The organism is Kribbella sp. NPDC050820 (assembly GCF_040653975.1).
In the GTDB taxonomy this organism is placed as follows: domain Bacteria; phylum Actinomycetota; class Actinomycetes; order Propionibacteriales; family Kribbellaceae; genus Kribbella.
Window position 1 is genome coordinate 12,209 of record NZ_JBFAHB010000080.1, and the last position, 18,479, is coordinate 30,687.

Annotated in this window: 13 protein-coding genes and 1 riboswitch; of the genes, 1 reads left to right on the top strand and 12 read right to left on the bottom strand. The window is 70.5% G+C overall.

All coding sequences use genetic code 11. The features are described 5' to 3' along the window. Positions 1-33 precede the first annotated feature (33 nt). From AB0H36_RS40500 to AB0H36_RS40545, 10 genes are all read right to left on the bottom strand, one after another. On the bottom strand, positions 34-867 hold the full coding sequence (locus AB0H36_RS40500; RefSeq protein ID WP_360536050.1) for a putative RNA methyltransferase: 834 nt from the start codon (positions 865-867) through the stop codon (positions 34-36). 12 nt (positions 868-879) lie between these two features. Then, positions 880-1,746 (bottom strand): ABC transporter permease, encoded by an 867-nt coding sequence (locus tag AB0H36_RS40505; RefSeq protein WP_360536052.1) that lies wholly within the window; start codon positions 1,744-1,746, stop codon positions 880-882. Continuing rightward, positions 1,733-2,677, bottom strand: coding sequence for an ABC transporter ATP-binding protein (locus AB0H36_RS40510; RefSeq protein ID WP_360536054.1), 945 nt, complete (start codon positions 2,675-2,677; stop codon positions 1,733-1,735). Before AB0H36_RS40510 ends, AB0H36_RS40505 begins: the two co-directional genes overlap by 14 nt. A gap of 2 nt (positions 2,678-2,679) precedes the next feature. Next, the gene (locus AB0H36_RS40515) at positions 2,680-3,759 is read right to left on the bottom strand and encodes a hypothetical protein (RefSeq protein ID WP_360536055.1); all 1,080 of its coding nucleotides are present in this window, start codon (positions 3,757-3,759) and stop codon (positions 2,680-2,682) included. Between the two features lie 138 nt (positions 3,760-3,897). After that, complete coding sequence (locus tag AB0H36_RS40520; RefSeq protein ID WP_360536057.1) at positions 3,898-4,512, bottom strand: hypothetical protein; 615 nt, start codon at positions 4,510-4,512, stop codon at positions 3,898-3,900. Further along, a complete protein-coding gene (gene bluB / locus AB0H36_RS40525) occupies positions 4,509-5,873 on the bottom strand; it encodes a 5,6-dimethylbenzimidazole synthase (RefSeq protein WP_360536059.1) in 1,365 nt (454 codons plus the stop codon). The genes AB0H36_RS40520 and bluB overlap by 4 nt, the downstream gene beginning before the upstream one ends. After that, the gene (locus AB0H36_RS40530) at positions 5,870-7,345 is read right to left on the bottom strand and encodes a cobyrinate a,c-diamide synthase (protein ID WP_360536061.1); all 1,476 of its coding nucleotides are present in this window, start codon (positions 7,343-7,345) and stop codon (positions 5,870-5,872) included. The genes bluB and AB0H36_RS40530 overlap by 4 nt, the downstream gene beginning before the upstream one ends. Next, entirely contained in the window at positions 7,339-7,953 is a 615-nt protein-coding gene (gene cobO / locus AB0H36_RS40535) for a cob(I)yrinic acid a,c-diamide adenosyltransferase (RefSeq protein ID WP_360536063.1), read from the bottom strand. Before cobO ends, AB0H36_RS40530 begins: the two co-directional genes overlap by 7 nt. Continuing rightward, positions 7,953-10,004 carry a magnesium chelatase subunit D family protein gene (locus AB0H36_RS40540; protein WP_360536065.1) on the bottom strand — a complete coding sequence of 684 codons (2,052 nt, stop codon included), beginning with the start codon at positions 10,002-10,004 and terminating at the stop codon, positions 7,953-7,955. The genes cobO and AB0H36_RS40540 overlap by 1 nt, the downstream gene beginning before the upstream one ends. Positions 10,005-10,098: 94 nt before the next feature. Then, a riboswitch (cobalamin riboswitch) is annotated at positions 10,099-10,175 on the bottom strand. A gap of 1,032 nt (positions 10,176-11,207) precedes the next feature. Then, positions 11,208-12,797 carry a DUF222 domain-containing protein gene (locus AB0H36_RS40545; RefSeq protein ID WP_360536067.1) on the bottom strand — a complete coding sequence of 530 codons (1,590 nt, stop codon included), beginning with the start codon at positions 12,795-12,797 and terminating at the stop codon, positions 11,208-11,210. 685 nt (positions 12,798-13,482) lie between these two features. Between AB0H36_RS40545 and AB0H36_RS40550 the strand changes: the two genes are divergently transcribed. Next, on the top strand, positions 13,483-13,809 hold the full coding sequence (locus AB0H36_RS40550; RefSeq protein ID WP_360536069.1) for a hypothetical protein: 327 nt from the start codon (positions 13,483-13,485) through the stop codon (positions 13,807-13,809). A gap of 149 nt (positions 13,810-13,958) precedes the next feature. Here the strand turns inward: AB0H36_RS40550 and surE are convergent, their stop codons facing one another. Both surE and cobN read right to left on the bottom strand, forming a co-directional pair. Further along, positions 13,959-14,732: a 5'/3'-nucleotidase SurE gene (gene surE / locus AB0H36_RS40555; protein WP_360536071.1), complete on the bottom strand. Its 774-nt coding sequence runs from the start codon at positions 14,730-14,732 to the stop codon at positions 13,959-13,961. A 12-nt stretch (positions 14,733-14,744) separates the two neighbouring features. Continuing rightward, positions 14,745-18,464, bottom strand: a complete 3,720-nt coding sequence (gene cobN, locus AB0H36_RS40560; protein ID WP_360536073.1) for a cobaltochelatase subunit CobN — start codon at positions 18,462-18,464, stop codon at positions 14,745-14,747. Between the last annotated feature and the right edge of the window lie 15 nt (positions 18,465-18,479).

Below are 18,479 nucleotides of genomic sequence, written 5' to 3' on the forward strand. Positions count from 1 at the left end.
GCGGTGGTGCCGAGCTCGAGCCGGCATCATCACTCAGGCGACTCGCCAAGTGGAGAGCGTGACGGACAGCGTGACGACCGAGGGCTCCGGGAGTACGGCGATCTGCCCCGCGAGCTCGCGGTGGTTCAGGTGCCGCGCGCTCGGTGTCATCATCACCAACTGCTCGATCGCAGTCCGGTCGAGCCGCATCACCGACTCGACCAGCTCAGTGCCGGTCTGCTCGAACTTCCCGGCCAGCGACTCCTGCAGCCGGCGTTCCTTCTCCTGATCGACCTTCACCAGCCCGAGTACGCCGACGAGCTCAGCCAGATGCTCCTGGTTCGGCGTGACCACGAGCAGCGTGCCGCCGGGCGCGAGCACACGGGCCATCTCAGCTGCGTTCCGCGGGGCGAAGACGTTCAGCATCAGCTGCGCCGAGTCGTCGAGCAGCGGCAACTCCTGCCACGCGTCGCACACCACCGACCCGATCCGCGGGTCCACCTTGGCTGCCCGGCGAGCGGCGTACCTGGAGACGTCCAAGGCGATCCCACGGCGGCCGGGCGCGGTGCCGAGGACGCCGGACAGGTAGTACGCGGTGCCGGCGCCGACCTCGACCAGCAGATCGTCCTCCCCCATGCCGGCCGCGGCCAGGATCAGCGCGTCCCGGATCGGCACGTAGTGGCCGGCGCCGAGGAACACCGTGCGGGCGCCGACCATCGCGGCCGAGTCGCCGTCGATCCCAGTCGATGCCGACGGCAACAGATTCAGGTAGCCCTGCTTGGCCAGGTCGTACGCGTGGCCTCGCGGACAGGTCGCCGTACGCTCGGTCAGCGCCAGCGCGTCGCTGCACACGGGACAGCGCAGAACGGTGACCAGGTCGGCATCCACCGGCCCATTGTCTCAGCCGTTGATGTCGCGGCTGGTGATGCGGGCCCAGGCGGCGGCGTAGAAGACGACCAGGTAGGCGCCCTGCAGGAGCAGGTTGCGCCCGATGGCGTCCCAGTACGGCGGGTCGCGCAGCAGGTCGGCGAACGACGGCCAGCCGTACATCAGCAGCCACGGGTGGATCACGTCGATCTGCGGAATCGCGCTGAGGATCCCGCACACGATGAACGCGCCGAACGTGGCCGCCATCGCCGCCAGCGGGGTCGACGTCAGCGACGAGACGAACAACCCGATCCCGGCCAGCCCGAGCATCGACAGCCCGATCAGTACGGCGATGCCGAGCGCGCGGACCAGGCCGTCGCCGAGGGAGACCGTCGTACCCGAGAGCAGCAGGACGTCACCGACCGGGAACAGCACGAAGCCCGCGATCAGGCCGGACAGCCAGATGACCAGGGTCGCGACCAGGCAGAACAGGGCGAGCGCGACCATCTTCGCCGCGAGCAGCCGGGACCGGCCGGCCGGAGCGGTGAGCAGGTTGCGGAACGTGCCGAGGCTCGCCTCGCCTGCCAGCGACTCCCCCGACACCACCGTGATGGCGGTCGGCAGGAAGAACGGCAGCGAGACCGCGAGGCTCGCGACGATCAGGAAGAACCCGTTGCCGGCGACCTGGCCGATGAAACCCTCGGCGTCGCCTTCCGAGCCGGACAGCTTGATCGCGACCCCGATCATCACCGGGACCGCGGCCAGCACGGCGAGCAGCACCCACGTCCGGGCCCGCCCGAAGACGAGGTGCAGCTCGGACCGGAACAGCGCGAACGTGTGCCTGCCTGCACTCGGACGGCCGACGTCCACTGACTCCACACTGGCTTCACTCGGCGACATCGAAGCCCTCCCCGGTCAGGGCCACGAAGGCGTCCTCGAGGCTGGGGCGTTCCAGTCCGAAGCCGTGGATGCGGACGTCGGCGGCGACCAGCGCAGCGGCGAACTTCTCGATCGGCAGCTCACCGGCGTCACCCTCGACGGTCTCGGCCGTGGTCTTCAGGTCGGTGACACCGAGGCTCTTCAGCGTCTCGGCGGCCTGGCCGAGGTCCGGCGTACGAACCACCAGGCGGGGGCGAAGCTCGGCGCGCAGGTCGGCGACGGTGGATTGGCGGACGATCCGGCCGCGGCTCATCACGGCTGCGTGGGTGCAGACCTGCTCGACCTCGGCCAGCAGGTGGGTCGAGGTGAAGATCGTGGTGCCGTCCCTCGCGAGCTCCTGGATCAGGTGCCGGACCTCGCGGGTACCCTGCGGATCCAGCCCGTTGGTCGGCTCGTCGAGGACCAGCAGCTCGCGGCGTTGCATCAGCGCGACCGCGATCGCCAGCCGCTGCCGCATGCCGAGCGAGTAGGCGCGCACCTTCTTGTTCGCCGCGTTGGACAGCCCGACGCGCTCCAGCGCGAGGCCTGCCCGCGCCTTGCGCGTCTTGGGGTCGGCGGTCCGGTCGGCCGCGTCGAAGCGGAGCAGGTTCGCCTGGCCGCTCCAGAACGGGTAGAACGCCGGTCCTTCGACCAGCGCTCCGACCCGGGGCAGCACTCGCAACTGGGCTTTCGGCATCGACTCCCCCAGCAGCTCGACCGAGCCCGCCGTCGGCGCGATCAGCCCGAGCAGCATCCGGATGGTTGTCGTCTTGCCGGACCCGTTCGGCCCGAGGAACCCGAACACGCTCCCGGCGGGCACCTCGAGGTCGACCGCGTCGACCGCGACCTGCCCGCCCCGGAACCGCTTGGTCAGCCCCTTGGTCACCACCGGTGACGAGGCGGGACCTGTCACGGTTAGCGTGGAGCCTTCGGTGCGGCGGCGACCAGCGTGTCCGGGCTGACCAGGCCGACCAGGACGCGGCCGTCGTCGGTGATCAGCGCGTTGACCATCTTGCTGGTCAGGATCTTGCCCTTGCCCCAGGAGCCTTCGACCGTTCGGGCGTTCGCGAGCAGCTGGCCGACCGGGCCGGAGCGGTCGATGTCGACGTCGCGGACGGCGACCACGCTCTCCCAGCCTTCGCCGATCACGGTCGGCTTGTCGTCAGCACTCGGGGCCGGCCGCTTGGGCTGGATCGCCTTCGGGGCGTTCGCCGGCACCTTCTTCTCCTTCACCTCGACGCCCTTCGGCGGGGTGAAGGTGAAGGTGCTCGCCGCCGGCACGTCGAACGACACCGAGGAGAAGCCGAGCTGCACCGCCGGGTCGTCCCCGGTCTTCGGCATCACGGTCACCTCGAGCGGCACCCAGTTCTTGGCGTCGATCGCCAGCGTGACCGAGCCGACCGTGGACTTGTCGGTCTTCGGCAGCAGGCGCAGCTTGTAGGCGTCCCGGCCGGCGACCTCCTGGGTCCCGCTGACCTCGACCTTGGTGGTCGGGTCGATCGCGGCCAGGAACTGCTTGGCCACCTCCGCCGGGTTGTACGACTCCGGCTTGAGCTCGGGTTTGTGCGGCCGCTGGGCGCGCTCCGGCAGCGTCAGCTTGACCGCCTCGCGCTCGGCGGAGTCGTAGGCCCAGGCCGTCTTGCCGTCGGTCGTCAAGACCCGCTCGGCCATGTGGTCGAGCACGGAGACGCGTGCCTTGTTCGGGCTCGCGAAGGCGACCCGGGCGGTGTGCTCACCGCTCAGCAGGTCGGGGACCTGGTTGCCGCCCTCGACGCCGGGCAGCGCCGGCAGGCCGAGGTCCGCGGCGGACCGGACGGTCCCGCTCAGGCCGTCGACCTTGGCGGTCTGGACCTTGGTCAGCAGCTCCTGCGCGGTGATGTCGGGCAGGTTGGGTGACGCGTCCGCAACCACCGGACCGAGCGTGCCCACCCCCGCGACCACCGCGACTGCCGTGACCGGTACGAACCACCGTCGACTGCGCTGCGCTATCCCCATGTCTCAAGACTCGCACCGTGACAACGTGGAACCAAGTGGTCTCAGGGGCAGTTCACCCAAAAGAGTGAGGGCCGGGTACGACGAGCGCAGTACGCCGGGGGTACGACGTACCGCGCTGGGTCGATGTGCTGGGTCGAGTCAGCGGCTCTGGAGCGCGTCCAGCGCCACCGTCATCGCGGCGGCCACCCGGAAGTCCAGGCGCGGGTCCGGAACGCTGATCCGGTAGCGGTCACGCACCGAGACCTTCCGCTCGACCGAGAGCACCGGCTGCCCGGTGGCGCGGTCGGCGTAGTCGAAGTGGAAGATGAACGGCAGCGGGATCTCGCCGACGAACGGGACGAACTCCCAGATCCGGCGCACGATCGCGACGGTGTGGTTGCGCTCGGTGCCGTCCGCCTCCAGGCCGGCCGTGGCCAGCTGCCAGCTCGACCGCAGCAGGCTCTTGCCGAACTCCTTCTTGAACCAGCCGATCGGCTGGCCGTTCGCGTCGAGGACGTCGTACCCGGAGCCGAGGTCGATCGCCTTGCGCGCCTTGAACGAGAACACCGGCTGCGTCTTGGTGTCGTCGCTGTAGAAGGTGACCTGCTCCTTGAAGGCCATCCGCTTCTGCTGCGCGAACGCCAGCAGCTGCCCGTCCGAGCCGTCCGGGTTGGTGGCGATCAGCTCGTACTTGTTCGCCATCATCGTGACCCGCTGCTTCATCGAGAACGCGGGCACGTACATGGCGGCTTGACCCTGTGGCGGAACTGTCATGCCTGGAAGTCTTTCACCCCGCAGGCTCTTGCACCCGCCCGGAGCCCGCGGACGAAGCCATCGGCACGCTCTGACTGTTCTACTACCTGTACGGCGAGCTGCCCGACCCCCTGCAGCGCCAGGTCACGGGCAACCTCGACACCGAGCTCCGCCGCTTCCACCGGTGTGCGAGCCGGTCGCCACAGCACTCCGAAGTCCGCCGCGGGCCTATCGGGTCCCAGCAGTACGACGAGCACGTCAGGCGCACCCAGATGCTCCGCAGGATCACCGTCGATGACCAGGTGCACCCGCTGAGTGGCGACGGCCACTGTGTCCGCAGCGGCCTGCGCAGCGTCGTCCTCCGGCGACGAGCTCCGTCGTCCCCACTCCTCGTGGTGCACCGCCCAGGCGAGCGGACGTCGGGCAGCCCAGCCGGTCCGCACCAGCTCTGGTGCAGGCGCGAACTCGTCCACATGTCCGACACAGAGGTAGCCGACGAGCTCGATGTGAGCAGGCAGGTCCAGCACCGCCGCGACCTTACCGGGCTCGAAGAAAGACACCCAGCCGACGCCAAGGCCCTCCGCACGCGCGGCGAGCCAGAGGTTCTGGATCGCGATGGCCGCGGAGAACCAGGTCGTGCGCGGATCCGCGTGCCGGCCGAGCACGTGCCTGCCGCCGCGGCCGGGGTCGCAGGTGACCGCGATGTTCAGCGGGGTGTCGAGGATGGCCTCGATCTTCAGGCCGTCGAACGCCTGCCGCCGGTCGGCCGGCAGGGAGGCTGCGAACGCGTCCCGCTGTGCAACGGCGAGGTCGTGAACCTTGCGGCGGGTGGCGATGTCGCGGATCAGCAGGAAGTCCCACGGCTGGCTGAGTCCCACACTCGGCGCGCGGTGTGCAGACTCCAGCACCCGCATCAGGACGTCGTCCGCGATCGGCTTGTCGACGAAGCCTCGCCGTACGTCGCGACGCTCGGCCAGCACGCGGTGGACCACATCCCGCTCGGTCGGCGGGTAGCCAGGTGCGGCATGGAGGCGGCCAACCGCGGCGGTGGCGTTGATCGAGCGGCGCTTGGTCACTAGCAGCTCTGCGCCGGTCAGGACGACCGCTGCCTCGGCGACGCTCGGCGTACCTTTCAGTCTGGCGACTTGCTGGCTCGGTGTCGGCACCGACTGACGCGACAACTCGTCGGGCGACGCTGTGTGCAGGACTGCGTTGAGGGACGCCGCCAGTCGCTGCAGGCCCGGCTCGGTCTCCCGGCCGTCGATGGTGACCACCATCCGCACGACTCCCCCGCCCGCTCCAGCCAGTGCCGCGTCGACCAGGTCCCGCAGTTCGCGGTACGACGTACCGGACCGCAGGCCGATGCCTACGACGAGGTTCACTTCGTCATCCCGGCGTGGATGCGGGCGCCTGCGACCAGACGGCTGGGGACATCGGGCGTCGCGGTCCAGTGCAGGTGGAGGTACGACGCGTGGAGTCGAGGCTGGGTGATTCCCTCGGTGCCGCTGGGGAGGTGCCACGCGGGAGCCACTTCGGCGTCCAGGTCGATCGTGGTGCGGTGGAACTCGTGGCCGCGGACGCGGCGGCCCTCGTCGAAGAAGGCGGTCGTGGTCGCGGCGATCGCCGTACGGTAGCCGAGGGTCAGGCTGCCGGTCATCCGGCCGGTCGCGGGCAGCACGCCGGTCATCGGGTGGCCGTCGAGCTCGCGGCACAGGTAGAGCAGGCCGGCGCACTCGGCGATCACCGGCAGGCCGGCCGCGACCTCGGACGCCACCTGGCGGCGGAGCTTGTCATTGGCGGACAGGGCCTCGGCGTGCAGCTCGGGGAAGCCGCCACCGAGGTACAGCGCGGCTGTTGCTTCAGGCAACGGGTCGGACAGCGGGTCGAACGTGACCACCTCGGCCCCGGCGGCTGCAAGCAGCTCGGCCGTCTCGGTGTACCGGAACGAGAACACCGCCCCACCGGCCACCGCCACCACCGGCCGCCTCGCTCCCGCCGCCGCCTCCGCCCCGGCTCCCGCCGCCTCCGCCCCGGCTCGCGCTGCCTCCCCGGCTCGCGCCGCCCCCGCTCCCGATCCGGCTCGCGCTGCCGCCCCCGCCCCCGCTCGGGCCTCCGCCAGTGCGACTTCGTTGGCCGGATCCCATGGCTCCGTGAATTCGGTGGCGGCGGCGCGTGCGGCAGCGACAAAAGCTTCGAGGTCGACGCCTTGTCGGACCAGCTCGGCAGCGGCTTCGACCGCGGCGGCCGCCTGCTCACGCTGCTCGTCGGCCGGGACCAGGCCGAGGTGGCGACTCGGCACGGTGAGCCGCGTGTCCCGTCGCAGTACGCCGAGAACCGGTACGCCGGTCGGCGCGACACCGGCCCGGACCTCGGCCTCGTGACGGTCCGACCCGACCTTGTTGAGGATCACGCCGACGATCCGCACCTCGGTGTCGAAGGCAACAAAACCGTTGACGACGGCACCGACGCTGCGACCGGCGGCGGAGGCATCGACGACGAGGACGACGGGTGCCTTCAGCAACTTCGAGACGTGTGCCGTGGACGCGTAGCCCTCGGTCCCGAGTGCGCCGTCGTACAGGCCCATCACGCCTTCGACGACGGCCAGGTCGGCGCCCGCGGCGCCGTGCGCGAACAGCGGTGCGACCCGCTCCTCACCTTGCAGCATCGGGTCGAGGTTGCGGCCCGGGCGTCCGGTCGCGACCGCGTGGAAACCCGGGTCGATGTAGTCGGGACCGACCTTGAACCCCGCGACCGTGTGCCCGGCCTGCCGCAGCGCCGCCATCAGACCGACCGCGACCGTCGTCTTCCCGGCACCCGACGCAGGCGCGGCGACCACCAGCCGTGGGATCACCACTCGATGCCCTTCTGACCCTTCTGGCCGGCGTCCATCGGGTGCTTGACCTTGGTCATCTCGGTGACCAGGTCGGCGGCGTCGAGCAGCCGCTGGTCGGCATTCCGTCCGGTGATGACGACGTACTGGTGGCCGGGGCGGTTGACGAGGGTGTCGACCACCTCGTCGACGTCGACCCAGCCCCACTTCATCGGGTAGGTGAACTCGTCCAGCACGTACAGGTCGTGCGTCTCGGCCTGGATCCGGCGCTGGATCTCCCGCCAGCCCTCGAGCGCGTCGGCGGCGTGGTCCTCCTCGGTACCGGCCTTGCGCGACCAGCTCCAGCCCTCCCCCATCTTGTGCCACTCGACCGGACCGCCCTGGCCCGTCGTCTCGTGCACCTGGCCGAGAGCCTTGAAGGCGCTCTCCTCGCCGACCTTCCACTTCGCGCTCTTCACGAACTGGAACACGCCGATGTTCCAGCCCTGGTTCCAGCCGCGCAGCGCCATCCCGAACGCGGCGGTGGACTTCCCCTTCATCTCACCGGTGTGCACCATCAGCAGCGGCCGGTTCCGGCGCTGCCGGGTGGTCAGGCCGTCCTGTGGCACGGCGGTGGGCTGCCCCTTCGGCATCAGGCCGCCCTCCGATCCGTGACCATGCGGATGAGGTTGCCGGCAGCAACTTCCCCGAGGTCGAGGTACTCCGCGGACAGGTCGACGGCCAGCTCGGCGGCCAGGCCGAGTCGTACGCCGCGGCGGGGTTCGCAGTCGACCACGACGGCGGCGATTCCTTGCTGGGCGAGCCATCCGGCGGCCTGCTTGGCGCGCGCGAAGGCGTTGTCGCCGTGGGTGGCTCGGCCGTCGGTGACGAGCACCAGCAGGGGTCGACGACGTGGGTCGCGGATGGCTGCGATCCGCAGTACTTCTGCTGTTTGCAGCAAGCCCTCGGCGAGTGGGGTGCGTCCGCCGGTCGGCAGGCTCTCAAGACGCCGTACGGCGGTCTCGACGCTGCCCGTCGGCGGCAGCGCGACTGTGGCGGTGGCGCCGGCGAAGGTGACGAGGCCGACGGTGTCGCGGCGCTGGTAGGCGTCGAGCAGGAGCGAGACGATCGCGGTCTTCACCTCGCTCATGCGCTTCTTCGTGCCCATCGAGCCGGACGCGTCGACGCAGAACAGGACGAGGTTGCCCTCACGCCCTTCCCGCACCGCCAGCCGCACGTCGGATGCCCGTACGGTCAGGCCTGCGCCGGTGCGTCCGCGGGTCTGCTGATGGGGTGCCGCGGACCGGATGGTCGCCAGCAGGTGCGGTCTGCCGGACTCGCGGCCGATGCGCGGGCGATCGCCCACCACGCGGCCCACCTCGGTGATCGCGCGCGACCGCCGGCCCGCGACTCCGGCGCCGGGCGACTGCACGCTGAGCAGGCGGGCCTTGTACGGCTCCGAGCTGCCGACGACCTCACCTACGGGAGCCAGTCCCTGGTCTCCCCTCGACTCGTGGTCCGAGTCGGGGCCGCTCGAAGCGTCCGGCCCGTCCGGGCCGCGCTCTCGGTCCGGGCCGCCCTCGCGATCCGAGCCGCCGGCGTCCGGGCCACGCTCGCCACCCGGGCCGCCGTTGTCGTCCGGGTCGCCGTCCGGGTCGCCGTCCGGGTCGTCGTCGGGGTCCGGTGGGGGCGTGCTGTTGTTGATCGCCTCTTCGAGTTGTTCCTCGTCGAGGCCGGGCGCGTCGAACGGGTTCCGCCGCTTGCGGTGCGGCAGCGCGAGCCTGGCGGCGGCACGTACGTCGTCCACCTCGACGACCGTCCGGCCGGACCAGGCGGCGTGGGCGACCGCCGTACGCGCAGTGACGAGGTCGGCGCGCATCCCGTCGACATCGAACGACGCGCAGATCTCGGCGATCTGGCGCAGCGCCGAGTCCGTCAGGATCACCTCGGGCAGCAGGGCGCGCGCCTTCACGATGCGCTCCGCGAGCTCCCGCTGCGCGCCGTCGTACTTCGCGATGAAGGTCGCCGGGTCGGCCTCGTACGCGAGCCGGGCGCGCATCACCTCCACCCGTACGGCGGGATCGCGGCTGGCGACCACGTCGACCGTCAGGCCGAAGCGGTCGAGGAGCTGCGGGCGGAGCTCACCCTCCTCCGGGTTCATCGTGCCGACCAGCACGAACCGCGCGGAGTGCGTGACCGACACACCGTCGCGCTCGACGGTCGCACGACCCATCGCGGCGGCGTCGAGCAAGACGTCGACCAGATGGTCGTGCAGCAGATTGACCTCGTCGACGTACAACAACCCGCGGTGCGCGGCGGCAAACAGACCAGGCTCGTACGCCGTGACCCCCTCAGCCAACGCCCGCTCGAGATGCAACGACCCCAAGACCCGATCCTCAGTAGCCCCCACCGGCAACTCAACCAACCGAGCCCCCCGAACGCCCCGCTCGTCGTGGTGGGGGCCGTCGGGACAGGTGGGCTCGGGGTGGTCGGGGTCGCAAGAGAAGCGGCAGCCGGGGACGACGTCCACTGGCGGCAGGATCTCGGTGAGCGCGCGGACGGCGGTCGACTTCGCCGTACCCTTCTCGCCGCGGATCAGCACACCGCCGATCGCCGGCGAGACCGCGGACAGCACCAGCGCGAGCTGCAGTTCCTCCATCCCCACGACCGCTGTGAACGGGAAGCTCTGAACTGCAGGCCGCATCGGCGGGGTCCCTTCGTCGAGCGGGTGTCCACGCCCGCTACGGCAGCTGGTACGCCGCACCGCGGAGATCGCGAAGCGGCGGACGGAGCGCAGATGTCCTGGCTCCCGGGTCACCCCGGTCACAGTGGCGGGACCGCCCCGGACTCCCGGCCAAGCCGGTCACCGGTGTTCCTCCACACCCGTCCGCCCGATCATGGCACACCCCACCGCCCCCATCACCGACAAGACAAGAGATCTTCCCCACGCACGGTGGAGTGGTCAGCCCCACACACGCTCCCGCACCGGCTCCCCCGTCGCCGCCGCTCCGCGCGCTCCCACCCGCCCGGCATTGCGCGCTATCGCGCTTCATCGACTGCAGCGTGATCCCGCCGGCCGTGATCCGCCGAGCCGAGCCGGCGTGGAGTTGTCAGCCCCACTCACGCTCCCACCGCCCGGCGTTGCGCGCTTGCGCTTCATCGACTGCAGCGTGATCCCGCCGGCCGTGATCCGCCGAGCCGACCCCAGGCGGGATGGAGTGGTCTGATGTCCCACGCGCGCTCGCAGCCGACCCGAGTCGAGTGGTTCGTCCTACACGCTCCCGCAACCGGCTCCTTCGTCGCCACCGGTCCGCGCGCTCCCACGTGCCGGCATGCGCGCTATCGCGCTTCATCGAGTACAGCGGGATCCCGGCCAGCCGTCATCCGCCGAGCTGGCCCGGTGGGAGTGGTGTGGGCGCGGGGTGCGGGTGGGAGTGGTGTGGGGCGGGAGGGGGTGGGTGGGAGTGGGGTTGCCCACGCACGCTCCCGCCCACCCGGTTGGGCGCTTGTCGTGCTTCATCGAGTACAGCGGGATCCCAGCCAGCCGTGATCCGCCGAGCTGGCCCGGTGGGAGTGGTGTGGGCGCGGGGTGTGGGCGCGGGGTGCGGTGGGAGTGGTGTGGGGGTGGGGTGGAAGGGGGTTGCCCACGCACGCTCGCACCCACCCGGTTGGGTGCTGGATCGCGCTTCATCGACTGCAGCGGGATCCCGGCGGCGGCGGTTCATGGGCTCAACCCGCATTTGGTCAGTGGACGCGACTCCCAAGCAGGCCGAGCGCGCCCGGGTCGACCCGAACCTGGACCACGCTGGCCTGAGTTGACGCGTTGCGCCGGGTTCAGGCTGTTCAGCTGCCGGGGGCGGGAACTCGGGCACGCCGAGGCCCGAACCCTCGTGGCACGGCTGAGGGTTCAGCCCAGGATTGCGAAGCGGGCCGCGTCCTGGAGGGTCGTCTCGTCGGACGTCCAGCGGCTGGGCTGAGGCGGGCGTTCGCTGGTCGCGGGGTGCGTTGGCGGCGGGTCGGGAGCGCCGGGGGTCATGTCGGGTTTGCCGTGGGGGGCGGGTGGGTGGGATTGCGTGGGCATGGGACGGACTCGGGTGGTGGGCTCGTCCTGGCCTTGTCTGCTCGACTTGTCGGGGTAGGTTGCGCGGGGTGGTGGTGGGTCGGCCCAGGATGGGCGGGACACGTGGACCGTGCCGTTGGTGATGGCGATGGTCCAGTGCCCGGCGTGCAGGTCGAGATGGTGACGGCGGCACAGCAGGACGAGGTTGGTGATGGACGTGGGGCCGCCGTCGATCCAGCTGCGTACATGGTGGGCGTCGCAGTGAATCGGTGGAGCGCCGCACACGACGCAGCCTCGGTCACGCGCGTTCAGGGCACGGCGCATCGATCGGTTGACTAGTCGCTCGGCACGGCCGACGTCGAGTGGTTCCGAGTGCGTGCCGAGTATCAGCGGGATGATCTTCGCGTCGCACGCCAGTCGGCGAATCGCGGCCACGGACAGGTCGTCGCCGTACACGAGCTTGCCGGTTGCGTGAGCGGTGGCCGCCTTCAGATCCGCCAGGTCGATGGTGACAGTGATGTTCGCCTTGGCTCCGAAGCCGGGCACCCCTCCACCCGCAGCTCCACGCACATCATCAGCAGCACCGCCCGCGCGGTTGGAACTGTTGGTGGTATCGGGCGTGAGGCCTGCGTCGCTTGCAACGGCGGCGGCGGTCAGGACGCTGGTCAAGGCGTCGGCCTGACGCTTGTCACGAGATCGTGGATCTGCTTCGCCGTCGACGGTTTTGTGTGGTCTTGCCCCGGCGTGGATCAGTGTCCGGAACAGTTCGGCGTTCTCGTTGGCGAGGTAGCCGCGGAACGTGACGCCATGGTCGGCGGTACTCATGGTCAGAGACTCGCGGGCGTTGGCCTTGCGTTCATCGGGCTCCGGGCCGTCGGCGTCCAGGAGGTCTCGGATCTCCTTGCCTGCTTGGCGAAGTTCGGCCGGCGAAAGGTGGCGTGCCAAGGCAACCAGTTGCTGCTCTGCGACCGCGAGGTCCGCTGCGGGGACCGTCGACGGGACGCGCTCGAGCGCTGACACGACTGCCTCGGCTTGGGCCGGACGGAGCAACCACCGGTCTTCACCATCAGCAGCACGATCATCGGCGCTCGCCGCGTCATCAGCGCCCTCGGCGTCATCAGCGCCCTCGGCGTCGCCAGTGGAGTACTGGGCTGTCACATCGGGGAGTGCCGCCGACACGTCGGCGTACTTGGGGAGGGCAAGGGCGAGCCGTACGTCGCGCCGGGCGTCGATACCGTTCAGGCGATACCGGAAGGCCAGCAATCTGGCCGTGTCGTGGGCGCCGAGCTCCTCGGCGTACCCAACACTGTCCAGGCCGCCGATGAGGTGCAGGCGGTAGGTCTGGAGCCGGGCGAGCTCGGCCTCGAGTGTGTCGAGAGTCGACAGCATCTCGCCGCCACTCATCGACCAGACCGGCCGCTCGCCCAGGAGTTCCATACCCCAACCCTAGGGACCATCACCGACAGAATTCAAACCAGAATCCCGTTATTTTCAAGGGATTCCAGCAACCAGGTCATCCACAGCCGGACGCGCCCTGTGGACAACGACGGTGTCCGTGCTGGGTGTGCGAGGCGGGTGGGCCGATGGCATCTGGGTGGGATGCGGCAGTGTCGAGGACCGCTGTGGTGACGGTGGTGGCTGGGGCTCGTGGGCTGTCCAGGGAGGGCTGGTGGCGTCGTCTGGGCGGGAGCGCGCACCTCACGGACGGCAGAGGGCGCCGTCGGATCACACAGCCCCCGAACCACGCCGCAGCTGACCGAGTGCGGTCAGCTCACGAACCACGTTCGCTGGGACCACGCTTCGGTCGAATGAAGCGCGTGGACCGGGCGGGTGGGAGCGTGCGGAGCGGACCCGACGGCATCTGGAAAGGATGCAGAGTTACTGCGTTATGTCCAGGACGAAGGAGCGGACCAGGTTGGCGTAGCGTTCTGGTTCTTCGAAGTGGGGTAGTGGCCGGAGCGGGCGAAGGTGAGCACTTGGCCGGTGGGGGCGTTGTCGCGGTAGGTCTGGATCGAGACGGGTCGGTGGCGAGGTCGTCGGCGCCCTCGATCAGGAGGGTCGGCTGGGTGATGAGGGGCAGCCGGTCGAGCTTGGAGGTGTAGAGCTCGGGAAGCGTCACCAGGTGGCTGTTGCCGCGTTCCCACATCTCGTCGGTGAAGCCGGCCGCTTCCCCGATCCGGCGGAACTCGGCCCGCCGGGACGGATCGTGGAACGACAGGTCGTGGAAGCGGTCGCCGAGACCCCAGGCGAGTTCGTACATCTTGCCGTCAGCCGGCGGTCGACGATCGCCAGCTCCCGGCATCGGGCCGCGCGCTCGGGGTCGCCGAGGTCGTCGTACAGGCGGGCGAAGATCGGCAGCCGGTGGCGGTCGTCGAAGTCCCAGCATGGGCAGTCGAAGATCACCGCGCTGACCGCGGACGGATGCCGGATCGCGTACTCGACCGCCTAGTTGCCGCCGGCCGAGCGCCCGAGGATCGCCCACCGCTCGATGCCGAGGTCGTCGCGCAGTTCCTCGAAGTCCGCGATCAGTACGTCGAGGTTGATCCGCTCGTCGGGACGGTGGCGCGTCCGGCGGACCGTACTCCGCGACGTACAGCTTCAGCGGTAGCTGGAGAGTCGCTTCGCCAAGGCGGTGGCTGCCGCGTCGTCCTTGACCTCGCGGATGCCGATGATCGGGGTCACCGCGACGTACCCGGCGGCGAGCAGGGCCTCGTCCGAGCCGGCGACCGGGTTCGCCGCGGGTGGTGAGAGGTGGATCATCGGTTCCCCGGTCGGCGCGGTCGCACCGGTGATCCGGGATCGCTTGATCGGCGCCAGCGACGCGTGCTGTACGCCGGCCAACTGGTCGAGCGGGCGGTCCGGCACGTTGATGGTCAGCACCGTCCCGGCCGGCTCCGGCGCGATCCAGGTCAGTGCCTCGGCAGCCACCGCAGCTGCCGTGCCCCAGTGCCCGGGGTCCTCGGAGTCGATGCTGACGGCAACCGCCGACAGTCCCTGGCCCGCTGCGGTCAGGGCCGCGGCCACGGTCCCGGAGTGGAAGATCGGTACGCCGATGTTGTGGCCGCGGTTGATCCCCGACACGACCAGGTCCGGCGCAATGCCGAACGCCCCGACGGTCGCCAGCGTCACGGCGAGCGCCGGCGTCCCGTCGATGCCGTGGTACGTGATGCCGCTTTCGGATTCCGAGGCGGTCCGGATCGGCCGGTCGACCATCCCGGCGCGGGCCGAGCCGACGCCGCTCTGGTCGTCCAGCGGCGCCACGACCAGTACGTCGTACCCGAGCTCGGCGATCGCGGGAGCGAGTGCCCGGATGCCTGGCGCCTGGTAGCCGTCGTCGTTGGTGATCAGGACTCTCAGGTTCTCAGGCGCCATACCTCTACCCAATCAGCCGCGGTCCTCGATGTCACCCTCCGTCTCAAGGACTGCGCTGCGTAGCGTCTCGAGTGCTTCGGCGCTCGGTTCCGACCACAGACCGCGCTGCGCTGCCTCCAGCAAACGCTCCGCGATACCGTGCCGCGCCCACGGGTTCGACTTGCGGAAGAACTCCGCCATCTCCGGGTTGGCTACGTACTCCGAGGTCAGCGTCTCGTACATCCAGTCGTCGACGACCCCGGCGGTCGCGTCGTACCCGAAGAGGTAGTCGACCGTCGCGGCCATCTCGAAGGCGCCCTTGTACCCGTGCCGCTGCATCGCTGCCATCCAGCGCGGGTTCACCACGCGGGCCCGGAAGACCCGCTTGGTTTCCTCCTCGAGCGTCCGCGTCTTGACCTGCGCCGGTACGGCGGAGTCGCCGACGTACGCCTTCGGGTTCGAGCCGGTGAGGTGGCGGACCATCGCGATCATGCCGCCGTGGTACTGGAAGTAGTCGTCGGAGTCCATGATGTCGTGCTCGCGGGTGTCCGCGTTCTTCGCCGCGACCTGGATCCGGGCGTAGGCGCGCTCCATCGACCCGCGGGCCTCGGCGCCGTCGAGGTCCTTGCCGTAGGCGTACCCGCCCCAGACCGCGTACACCTCGGCGAGTTCGGCGTCGGTCCGCCAGTTCCGCGCGTCCACGAGCGGCAGCAGGCCGGCGCCGTACGAGCCGGGCTTGGAGCCGAATACCCGGGCGGTGGCGGACCGCAGATCATTGCCCTCGGCAACATCGACGTCCACGTGCGCGCGCAGGTAGTTGTCCGACGCCGGCTCGTCCAGCGCGGCGACCGCGCGGACCGCCTCGTCCAGCAGCGCGACGACGTGCGGGAAGGCGTCCCGGAAGAACCCGGAGATCCGGACCGTGACGTCGACCCGCGGGCGGCCGAGCTCGTCGAGCGGGACCACCTCGAAGCCGGTGACCCGGCGGGACGCCTCGTCCCAGACCGGGCGGCATCCGAGCAGCCACAACACCTCGGCGAGGTCGTCGCCCTGGGTGCGCATGGCCGACGTACCCCACACCGTCAGACCGACCGACCGCGGCCACTCCCCTGTCTCGGCCTTGTGCCGGTTGAGGAGCGAGTCGGCGAGCGCGACGCCCACGTCCCAGGCATTGCGGCTCGGGATCGCCTTCGGGTCGACCGCGTAGAAGTTGCGGCCCGTCGGCAGCACGTTGACCAGCCCGCGGGTCGGCGACCCCGACGGACCTGCCTCGACGAAGCGGCCGTCCAGCGCCCGGAGGACGTTGACCAGCTCATCACCGGTCCGGGCGAGCCGCGGAACCACTTCAGTCGCGGCGAAGCTCAGCGAGGCCTCGACCCCGGCGGACGAGCGCCCGATGACCTCGGCGACGACCACCGGGACCTTCGCGGCGTCCCAGCTCAGCGTCTCCATCCCGACGACGAGCTTCCGGGCGACAGCCTCGAGCAGGTCGACGCCGTCCGCGCCGGTCACCGCGGGCAGATCGGCCAGCGTCGCCAGGTCTGCGAGATCGACGCTCTTCCCCGGGTCCGCAAGCAGGTCGGCCTCGGACACGCCGAAGCTGTCGCCGAGCGCCGTACGCAGACCCGGGATCGAGTACGACCCACCCCACAGCTGCCGGGCCCGCAGTACGGCGAGCACCAGGTTGATCCGCGCTTCGCCGACCGGCGCGCCGCCGAGCACGTGCAGCCCGTCACGGATCTGCACGTCCTTGATCTCGCACAGGTAGCCGTCCAGGTGCAGCACGAACTCGTCGAAGTCGTCGTCCTCGGGCTTCTCCGAGGTGTGCAGGTCGTGGTGCAACTGCGCCGCCTGGATCAGCGTCCAGATCTGGGCCCGCAGGGTCGGCACCTTCTCCGGGTCCAGCGCCTGCACGGTCGCGTACTCGTCGAGCAGGTACTCGAGCTTCGCCATGTCGCCGTACGTCTCGGCCCGGGCCATCGGCGGCACCAGGTGGTCGACGACGGTGGCGTGCGCCCGCCGCTTCGCCTGCGTCCCCTCGCCGGGGTCGTTGACGATGAACGGGTAGACCATCGGCAGGTTCCCGAGTACGGCGTCCGGCGCGCAGTCGGCCGCCATCCCGATGCCCTTGCCCGGCAGCCACTCCAGCGTCCCGTGCTTGCCCAGGTGTACGACGGCATGCGCACCGAAGCCGCCCTCGTCCGTCGAGGCCTCCAGCCAGCGGTACGCCGCCAGGTAGTGGTGCGACGGGGCCATGTCCGGGTCGTGGTAGATCGCCACCGGGTTCTCGCCGAACCCACGCGGCGGCTGGATCATCAGGACGACGTTCCCGAACCGCAAGGCCGCCAGCGCAATCTCACCGGCCGTGTTGACGTACAACTCCCCCGGCGGCGCTCCCCACGCCTCGGTCATTGCCTCCCGCAACGACTCCGGGGCGCGGCCGAACCACTGCTCGTACGTCGCCGGCGGGATCGTCGCGACCGCGTTCGCCAACTGCTCGTCGGTCAGCCAGTCGACATCGTGACCACCGGCCGCGATCAGCCGGTGGATAAGCCCGTCACCCTCCAGCTCGTTCACGTCGAGATCACCGAGGTCGTACCCGGCCTCCTGGAGCCGGCCGAGCAGCACGACCGCGGACGCCGGAGTGTCCAGACCGACCGCGTTCCCGATCCGCGCATGCTTCGTCGGGTACGACGACAGCACCAGAGCGAGCCGCTTCTCGGCGACCGGGACGTGCCGCAGCCGGGCATGTGCTACCGCGATCCCGGCGAGCCGGTCGCAGCGCTCCGGGTCGGGCGCGTAACGAGCCAGGCCGTCCTCGTCGTACGACTTGAACGAGAACGGGATCGTGATCAGCCGCCCGTCGAACTCCGGGATCGCCACCTGGGTCGCCGCGTCGAGCGGACTGACCGCGGCGTCGCTGGCCTCCCACTGCTCGCGCGTCGAGGTCAGCGCGAGACCCTGGATCAGCGGGATGTCGAGCGACGCGAGCGCACCCGCGTCCCACGCATCGTCCGCACCGCCCGCACTCGCGTCCGCCGCGACGGATCCACCGGCGGCGAGCAGAGTCGTGACCAGTACGTCGCACTTCCGCAGCAGCTCGAAGAGGCCGGCGTTGTCGGGGCTGGTCGGATCCAGTCCGCGGAGGGTGCCGCAGTACACCGGCAACGGTTGTGCGCCTGCGTTCGTCACCGCGGCGGCCAGTGCGTCCACGAACGCGGTGTTTCCGGAGATCTCGTGCGCGCGGTAGTAGACGATGCCGACGACCGGGCGCTCGTCCTCGACGAAGGTGCCACGGACGCCGTACGCCGGAAGTGCCTGCGGCGGATCGAACTCGTCGCCGGTCAGCAGGATCGTGTCGCGGAGGAACCCGGCCAGGTTGCGGAGGTTCCCGGCGCCGCCCTCGCGCAGGTAGGCGAGCGCTTCGGTGACCGCACCGGCGGGGACCGTCGACAGCGACATGAGCTCGGCGTCGGGCGCCGCCTCGCCGCTGACCACCACGGCCGGCTTGCCGGACGCGACCACCGCGTCGAGCCCCTCCTCCCAGGCTCGGCGACCGCCGAGCAGGCGGACCACCACGACTTCGGCGGAGTCCAGCAGCGGGGTCAGCTCGGCGAGGTCCAGCCGGGCGGGATTCGCGACCTTCCAGCCTGCATCCGCCTCGGAGGCGGCCAGCAGGTCGGTGTCGGCGGTGGAGAGCAGCAGCAGGTTCGCGGGACGGTGTCTGACGATGAACTCGCTTCGCTCGTTCATGGGCCACGATCCTTC